Raw genomic sequence first — 8,360 nt, 5'->3', positions numbered from 1 at the left:
CCACCCCCTCCGGGGGGCCCCTCGCGCCCGGCCCCCCCCCCCCCCCCCCACGACCCGCCGGCAATGCAGCCGAGCGTGGCTCGGCTCTACAATACCGCGTCTCTTTCTGCCGGATGCCTCCCATGAAACTGCCTGCCGCCTGGCTGTGCTGCCTGTTGCTGACCTCGCCGGCCTGGGCTGCGGACACCGTGGTCAGCGGCAAGGTGTATCTGGAGCGTGACGGCAAGCCTGGCCGCGGTGCGACCGATCCGGGCCTGGCCGGGGTGCAGGTTTCCAACGGCGAGACCATCGTCAAGACTGCCGCTGACGGCAGCTACAGCCTGCCGGTGCGCGACGGCCAGACCGTATTCGTGATCAAGCCTGATGCGTATTCCTTCCCGAAAGCGGCCGACGGCCTGCCTTCGTTCTGGCGGCACTATCGCCCGAACGGTTCGCCGGCGTTGAAGTACGGCGGCATCGCCGCGACCAGCGACGTCACCCGCAACTGGGATTTCGCCCTGCAGTCGGATCGCCATGACAGTCGGCGCGGCTTCCAGATGCTGGTGTTCACCGACTCCCAGACCGCGAGCCTGAAGGACATCGGCTACTACCAGCAGTCGATCGTGGCGCCGCTGGTCGGCCAGACCAAGGCGCGCATGGGCACCACCCTGGGTGACATCGTCAACGATGACTTGACGCTCTACCCGGCGATCAACAAGGTCACCACCGGACTTGGCGTGCCGTGGTTCCATGTGCCGGGCAACCACGACCTCGATTTCGATGCGGCCAGCGACGAACACTCGCTGGACAGCTGGCGCAACATCTACGGTCCGGACACCTACGCGGTGGAAGAGGGCGGCGCCAGTTTCGTGTTCCTGGACGACGTGGTGTACGACCCCAAGGCCAGGCCGAAGTACATCGGCGGCCTGCGCGAAGACCAGTTCGCCTTCCTCGCCAGCTACCTGAAGGGCCTGCACAAAGACCGCCTGCTGGTGCTGGGCATGCACATCCCGCTGTTCGACGCGGCGCCGGGGCGCGAGACCTTCCGCCATGCCGACCGCCAGCGCCTGTTCGACCTGCTCAAGGACTTCCGCAACGTGCTCGTGCTCAGCGGCCACAGCCACACCCAGCAGCACGTCTACCACGGCAAGGCCGACGGCTGGAACGGCGACAAGCCGCTGCACGAGTACAACGTCGGCGCCAACTGCGGCGCGTTCTGGTCGGGGGTGAAGGATGCCGCCGGCGTGCCGGACAGCACCATGAGTGATGGCACGCCGAAGGGCTACGCATTGCTCGACGTGGCCGGCAACGGCAGCTATCGCCTGCAGTACCGCGTGGCCGGCAAGCCGGCCAGCGAGCAGATCGGCCTGCATGCGCCGAAAGTGCTGCGCCAGGGGGCTTACCCGGCGTGGGGCATCTATGCCAACGTCTACATGGGTGAGGATGCCAGCGTGGTTGAGTACCGCGTTGATGGCGGCGCTTGGCAGCCGATGAAGCAGGTCAGCCAGCCCGACCCGCGCCTGATGGTGGAGAACGTGGCCGACGATCTGGCTGACAGCCTGCGTGGCTACGACCGCTCGCCGGAGGCCACCGCGTCGCCGCACCTGTGGCGTGGCGCGCTGCCGACCGACCTGGCCGTGGGCAGCCACAAGGTCGAGGTACGCTCCACCCAGCCCGATGGCGCGGTGTTCACCGCCACCACCCGCTACAGCCTGCAGACGGCCCAGCCCTGACGCGCCGCAAGGCCTCTCCAGCGAAAGGACCCCGCATGGATATCCGCTTCATGGCCGGCACCACGCCGGTGACCCTGAGCCGCCACTGGTTCACCGGCGCGATGCTGCTGCAGAGCGCCACCGAGAAGGTCTGGGTGCAGCATCCGCTGCATCCGGGCACGCACTTCTCCTTCTCGCTGGTACAGTCGTGGCTGCGCCACATCGCCGGCCACGAAGTGCTGGTCGAGCGCACCCGGCCGCTGCTGTTTGCCGGCTTCCGCCCGCAGCGGCTGCGCGTGCTGGTGGATGGCGTGCAGGTGGCCGAACAGGAAGGCATGTAGGCCAACCTGAACCGCCGGCGCGCTAGGCAAAGCCGCCCCGATGCCTGAGAATCGAGGCGATTCAATCGATCCAAGCAGGCCAGGCCAGCGTGACCATCGCAGCAGCGTCCACGGTTTCCACCGACTCCGCCCGCGGCGGTCTTCCGCGCAGTCTCGTTGTCGCCGATGTCGGCGGCACTTTCGCCCGTTTGGCGCTGGCTGAAGCGCAACCCGGCCACGCACCACGGCTGGGCAGCCACCGCACCTATGCCTGCGCCGAGCACCCCAGCCTGGCGGCGATCCTTGCTGATTTCACCGCTGGCCTCGGCCAGCCGGTGCAGACCGCGGTGGTCGCCATCGCCGGCCTGCTCGATGGCGATGTACTGATCAATTCCAATCTGCCGTGGACGGTCTCGCTGTCGGCCACCCGCGCGCAGTCCGGGCTGCATGAGCTGCAGTTGATCAATGATTTCGAAGCGGTGGCGCTGGCTATCCCGTACCTGCAGCCTGCCACTCTGGTGCCACTGAACGGCGATGCTGACCCGGCGCAGGCGTTCCCGGCGCTGGTGCTGGGCGCCGGTACCGGCCTGGGCGCGGCACTGCGTTTCGCCGATGGCGAGCGCCCGGTGCTGGCCAGCGAGATCGGCCACGCCGCGCTCGGCGCCGGCAACGCGCTGGAACTGCAGGTGCTGGGCAAGTTGCTGCAGCGCTGGGCGCACGTGGACAACGAGCGCGTGCTGTCCGGTAGTGGCCTGATGAACCTGTATCCGTGCCTGTGCGAGCTGCGCGGCGTCACCCCGGTGTGGACCAGTACCGAAGCACTGATCGGTGCCGCCCGCAGCGGTGAAGACGCGCTGGCGGTGGAGACGCTGCAGGTGTTCTGCGCCTGGCTGGGCAGCCTGGCCGGCGACGCAGCGATCGCCGTCGGTGCACGCTCGGTGTACCTGGCCGGCGGCATTTCCGCGCATGTGCAGGATTTCCTGGCCGATGGCCGCTTCCGTGAGCGCTTCCTCAACAAGGGCGTGCTGACCGAGGTGCTGCGCCAGGTGCCGGTATGGCGCGTGGAGCACGGCCAGCTGGGCGTACTCGGTGCAGCGGTCTGGCACGCCGCACGACAGCCCACGCACGACTGATCGGCACGACCGGCATCGGGCCGGCCGTGCATTGCAGACTGGGAGGGGAAGATGGTGGATCGCAGGCAGTTCCTGCAGGCCGGCGCACTGGCCGCAGGCATGGCGGCTTTGCCGGGCGTGCAGGCGCGCACGCAGGGTGGGGCCAAGGTGGTTTCGACCTGGGACTTCGGCGTGCCGGCCAACCAGGCCGCATGGAAGGTGCTGGCGCAGGGCGGCAGCGCGCTGGATGCGGTAGAAGCGGGCGCACGCTGGGCCGAGAGTGAGCTGTGCAACCCCACCGTCGGTCATTGCGGCAACCCCGATCGCGACGGCGTGCTGAGCCTGGACGCGAGCATCATGGATGGCGATGGCCGTTGTGGTGCGGTGGCCGCGCTGGTCGACATCCTGCATCCGGTGTCGGTGGCCCGCAAAGTGATGGAGAACAGCCCGCATGTGCTGCTGGTAGGCGAGGGCGCGCAGCAGTTCGCGGTGCAGCAGGGTTTCGAGCGCAAGCACCTGCTGACGCCGCAGGCCGAAGCGGCCTGGCGCGAGTGGCTGAAGACCGAGAAGTACCAGCCACAGATCAATGCCGAGCGCCGGGGTATTCCCGGCAACAGCGACAACCACGACACCATCGGCATGCTGGCACTGGACGCCAAGGGCCATCTGGCCGGTGCCTGCACCACCAGCGGCATGGCCTGGAAACTGCACGGACGCGTGGGCGACAGCCCGATCATCGGTGCCGGCCTGTATGTCGACAACGACGTGGGCGCGGCCACTGCTTCGGGCGTGGGTGAAGAGATGATCCGCAACGCCGCTTCGTCCCTGGTGGTCGAACTGATGCGCCAGGGGCGCTCGCCGGCACAGGCCTGCCGCGAAGCGATCGACCGTGTGGTGCGCAAGCGGCCGGAGGCGAGCAAGACCCTGCAGGTGTGCTTCCTGGCCATGAACAAGCAGGGCGAGGTGGGCGCCTACGCGTTGCATCGCGGCTTCGTCTACGCCGTGTGCGATGCGCAGCGCCAGGATGACCTGCGCGATTCGCCGTCGATCTATGCGAGCACCCAGGCGTGAGGACGCGGCTGACCCTGGAGATCGCCAGCAACTCCCTGGCCTCGGCGTTGGCGGCGCAGGCCGGCGGGGCCGACCGCATCGAGCTGTTCGACAACCTGGCCGAGGGTGGCACCACGCCATCGTTTGCCACCATCGCGATTGCCCGCGAACGCCTGTCGATTCCGCTGTTCGTGCTGGTGCGGCCACGCCCGGGTGACTTCCACTACGACGCGCTGGAAACCGAACTGATGCTGCGTGACATCGCGCAGTGCCGCGCGCTGGGCTGCGATGGCGTGGTGATTGGTGCATTGGACGTGCAGGGCGGCGTTGACGTGGCGTTGTGCCGTGAACTGATGCAGGCGGCCGGGCCGTTGCAGGTGACCTTCCACCGCGCCTTTGATGCTGCCCGCGACCTGCCGGCGGCGCTGGAGCAGGTGATCGGGCTGGGCTGCCAGCGCGTGCTGACCTCGGGCGGGCAGGTCAGCGCCGAGGCCGGTGTCGATGTGCTGGCGGCGCTGGTCACCCAGGCGGCCGGGCGTATCACGGTGATGGCAGGTGCCGGATTGGCCCCGGGCAACATCGCAACCGTCGCGCGGCAGACGAGCTGTACCGAACTGCACGCGTCCGCAAAAGGCCTGCGCCGCTCGGCCATGCAGTTCCAGAACCTGGCCCTGCGCGGCTTGGACCCGGACTGGAGCCAGACCGCCACCGCGACCGTGGCCGCGCTGCGGCAGGCGCTGGACGGCGCAAGGTAGCCCGCCTCTTCTGTAGAGCCGAGCCCACGCTCGGCTGCTTTTCGCGGCGAACAACAGCAGCCGAGCGCGGGCTCGGATCTACAACGACCCGCTGTCGGCCGTACACGGCATCACGGACAAAACCGTTCCGCGCGCGATTGTCGCGATCGTGTCATTGACGTGTGTTCCGTTCTCTCAGCGATGTTTCGCAACCCTTTGATTGTTCGGGACGTCGGTGGCCGCTAGCGGCATTCCGCCGGCTGTTGCTGCGCCGCCGCATGCCGGGCGTGGTTCAGCTGTGCTTTAGTTTGGATCGATCCACAGGGGAGGTGCCATATCGGTCGTGAACCGATCCAAGCGCCTGGATCCGTCGTAGTGCCGCGCCACCGTCCGCCCGTGCGTCCACATCTTCGAAGAGCAACCACCATGGCTCAGATCGTCCACAAGCGTCGCCACCTGCTGTCCCAGGCCCTGATCCTGGCCCTGCTTCCCCTGGCTGCCAATGCGCAGCAAGCCTCAAGCTCGTCTACCAAGGATCTCGACGCGGTCACCGTCACCGGCTCGCGCATCAAGCGCGCCAGTGTCGAAGGCCCGGCCCCGGTCAACGTGATCACCGCGCAGCAGATCCAGAAAGAGGGCTTCGTCAGCGTGTATGACGCGCTGAAGACGCTCACCGAAGCGACCGGCACCGTTGAAGCCGCCTCGCAATGGGGCTCGCACACGCCCAACGCCAGTGGCCTGAACCTGCGCGGGATGGGCCCGAACCGTTCTCTGCTGCTGGTCAACGGCCGCCGTGTGGCCGACTACCCGCTGCCCTACGGCGGCGAAACCAATTTCTCCAACTACGGCAACATTCCGGCCGCAGCAGTGGAGCGCATTGAAGTGCTGACCGGCGGCGCCTCGGCCATCTACGGTTCGGATGCGATCGCCGGCGTGGTCAACGTCATCCTCAAGACCAACTACGACGGCGACGAAGTGCGCGTGCGTGGCGGTACCTCCACAGAAGGTGGACGAGATACCTGGGACCTGTCCTGGGCCGGCGGCAAGACCGGCGACAACTGGAGCGTGACCTACGCGCTGCAGTACACCAAGCGCGATCCGCTGTTCGGACGCGACCGACCGCAGATGGACGACGCCGACGACGCACCGTATCCCTCCTGGAACATGGAGCAGCGCAAGGTCGGCTTCCGCCCCACCTCGGGCCTGGCATTGATCGACCCGACCAACGGCCAGCGCCTGGCACCGCTTGCAGGCACCTGCGAGAAGTTCGACGGCGAGTACTACACTGCCGATCGGCTGGTCTACAACTACGCTACCAACACCATCACCAACACCGGCCGCCTGTGCGGCATGAGCGCCGACTACGCCAACTGGCTGCTCACCGGCGGCGCCGAGAATGTTTCCGGCAACCTCTACGCCACCTTCGATTTCAGCAGCGACCTGCAGGCCTGGACCAACCTGGCGGTGTACCACTCCGAAGCGATCTGGGGCACCAATCCGCCCAGCGTCTCGCTGATCGACGACGACAACGGCTATTACTGGGATGCCAACCGCAACCGCCCGATCCTGGGCGTGCGCCAGTTCACTCCGAACGAAGTCGGTGGCCTGGATACCCTGCGCAACACCAACCGCGAGCTGTCCTGGGACTGGAGCGCAGGCCTGCGTGGCCGCCTTGCCGATCGCTTCGACTGGAGCGCCTCGGTGGGCCGTTCCTACTACCGCGTGGAAGAACGGCAGAACTTGGTGGACGAGCAGAAGTCGTACGACTACTTCCTCGGCCCGCGCCTGGGCACCACCCCCGATGGCGAGGCGATCTACGCGTTGAACGAATCGCGCTGGTGGAATCCGCTCACGCCGGACCAATACTGGCAGATGGGCACGGTGGCCAGGAACCGCGCGTCATCGTGGGTCAACCAGGCCTCGGCGGATATCACCGGCGAGCTGTTCCAGGGCTGGGCAGGCCCGATCTCGTTCGCAGCGGTAGCTGAAGTCGCGCAGCAGGGCTACCACCTCAGCCCGGACCCACGCGCCGGCATCGATTTCGACCTGCAGAACGTCGACCGCGGCGGTGGCGAGCGCACCCGGTATTCGGCGGGCGTCGAGTTCAAGATCCCGCTGCTGGAGAGCGTGACGGCCACCGCGGCCGCGCGCTACGACCGCTATGGCAACTACAAGGCCGATGACAGCAGTGAAGCGTTGGATATCGGCAGCCAGAAGGAAACCACCTGGAACGTCGGCCTGGAATGGCGCCCGGTCGAATCGCTGCTGGTGCGTGGCTCGTATGCCACCAGCTTCCACGCGCCGGACATGCACTACCTGCTGGGCCAGCCGAGCAGTTCCGAAGTGCAGACCTATGATCGCCTGCGCTGCATCCAGAGCGGTGCCTACCTGGTCAACAACTGTGGCGTGGGCAACACCGATGTCTGGTACACCTTCGACGTGAACCGCCGTGGCACGCCGCTGCTGCGCTCGGAAACCGGTGATTCGTGGACGGTCGGCTTCGTCTGGGACGTGATGCCCAACCTGTCGGTCAGCGCCGACTACTGGGCGATCAAGCTGGAAGACATGATCGTCGACGTCGGCGCCGACGAGGTGCTGGCCAGCGAGGCCGGCTGCCTGACCGGCAAGAACATCGACGGCACGCCATGGGCCAATCCGGCCGGTGGCGACTACTGCGCCGGCATCCTGGCGCGCGTGAACCGTGACAGCAGTGGCCGGCTGGTGTCGATCGAGCGCGGCCCGTTCAACCTGGCCAGCCGCGAGGTGCGCGGCATCGACCTGACCGCGCGCTACCGTCTGGAGACCGCGCAGTGGGGCAGCTTCCAGCTGGGTGTGAACTACACCAACCAGATCTCCACCAAGGAACAGCGCTACGCCAACGACCCGAACCCGGAACGCCGCGACCGCGACCTGCGCAGCAAGCTGCGCGCGAGCCTGGCCTGGCAGCGCGGCAACTGGAATGCCAATGTCTATGCCGACCGCGTGGGCTCGGTGCCGGGCGTGCGCTACCACTGGGGCACCGACCGCCTGGACAACCCCGGCGGCTGCCTGCCGTTCGCCGATGGCTACGTGCCCAGCGACAGCCCTTCGCTGAACTGCCTGGAGCCGGCAACGCGTCCGGATGGCTCGCCGAACCCGAACCCCAATGCCGGGCAGCAGACGGCGCGCTACTACGGTCGAGTGGGGCCGTTCATCACCTGGAACTTCAACGTGGGCTACCAGGTGACCGAACACGCGAAGGTAAACGTGTACGTCAACAACGCCTTCAACTCCGCCAGCTGGAATCACAAGGATCCGTACAAGCTGGACTATGACTTCGCCCCGACCCGGTTGCTGAGCGCGGTCGGCCGTGAGCTCGCATTGGAGTATGTGTTCACGTTCTGAAGAGACCGACCTCGCCGGTAGATCCACGCCATGCGTGGATGCGGAAACGGAACGCCGGGGGCGGCGCCC

Annotated in this window: 6 protein-coding genes; all 6 read left to right on the top strand. The window is 67.2% G+C overall.

Going from position 1 to position 8,360, the window contains the following annotated elements:
• Positions 1–122 precede the first annotated feature (122 nt).
• On the top strand, positions 123–1,712 hold the full coding sequence (locus R5H29_RS14405) for a calcineurin-like phosphoesterase family protein (RefSeq protein ID WP_058982388.1): 1,590 nt from the start codon (positions 123–125) through the stop codon (positions 1,710–1,712).
• A gap of 35 nt (positions 1,713–1,747) precedes the next feature.
• Positions 1,748–2,032 (top strand): hypothetical protein, encoded by a 285-nt coding sequence (locus tag R5H29_RS14400; RefSeq protein ID WP_005409434.1) that lies wholly within the window; start codon positions 1,748–1,750, stop codon positions 2,030–2,032.
• Positions 2,033–2,121: 89 nt separating this feature from the next.
• Positions 2,122–3,144, top strand: coding sequence for a glucokinase (locus tag R5H29_RS14395; protein WP_279937259.1), 1,023 nt, complete (start codon positions 2,122–2,124; stop codon positions 3,142–3,144).
• Positions 3,145–3,195: 51 nt separating this feature from the next.
• Entirely contained in the window at positions 3,196–4,194 is a 999-nt protein-coding gene (locus R5H29_RS14390; protein WP_332329339.1) for a N(4)-(beta-N-acetylglucosaminyl)-L-asparaginase, read from the top strand.
• Positions 4,191–4,928 (top strand): copper homeostasis protein CutC, encoded by a 738-nt coding sequence (locus R5H29_RS14385; protein ID WP_332329338.1) that lies wholly within the window; start codon positions 4,191–4,193, stop codon positions 4,926–4,928. The genes R5H29_RS14390 and R5H29_RS14385 overlap by 4 nt, the downstream gene beginning before the upstream one ends.
• Positions 4,929–5,333: 405 nt before the next feature.
• Positions 5,334–8,291: a TonB-dependent receptor domain-containing protein gene (locus tag R5H29_RS14380; protein WP_332329337.1), complete on the top strand. Its 2,958-nt coding sequence runs from the start codon at positions 5,334–5,336 to the stop codon at positions 8,289–8,291.
• Positions 8,292–8,360 lie beyond the last annotated feature (69 nt).

It is taken from the genome of Stenotrophomonas sp. A3_2 (assembly GCF_036624925.1).
In the GTDB taxonomy this organism is placed as follows: domain Bacteria; phylum Pseudomonadota; class Gammaproteobacteria; order Xanthomonadales; family Xanthomonadaceae; genus Stenotrophomonas; species Stenotrophomonas hibiscicola.
The sequence above is the reverse complement of the archived record's forward strand: the minus strand, read 5'-3'. Positions and strand labels throughout refer to the sequence as shown.

Coding starts and splice junctions, on each gene's coding strand:
- R5H29_RS14390 (WP_332329339.1), top strand. CDS start 3,196: ATGGTGGATCGCAGGCAGTTCCTGCAGGCCGGCGCACTGGCCGCAGGC.
- R5H29_RS14380 (WP_332329337.1), top strand. CDS start 5,334: ATGGCTCAGATCGTCCACAAGCGTCGCCACCTGCTGTCCCAGGCCCTG.
- R5H29_RS14405 (WP_058982388.1), top strand. CDS start 123: ATGAAACTGCCTGCCGCCTGGCTGTGCTGCCTGTTGCTGACCTCGCCG.
- R5H29_RS14400 (WP_005409434.1), top strand. CDS start 1,748: ATGGATATCCGCTTCATGGCCGGCACCACGCCGGTGACCCTGAGCCGC.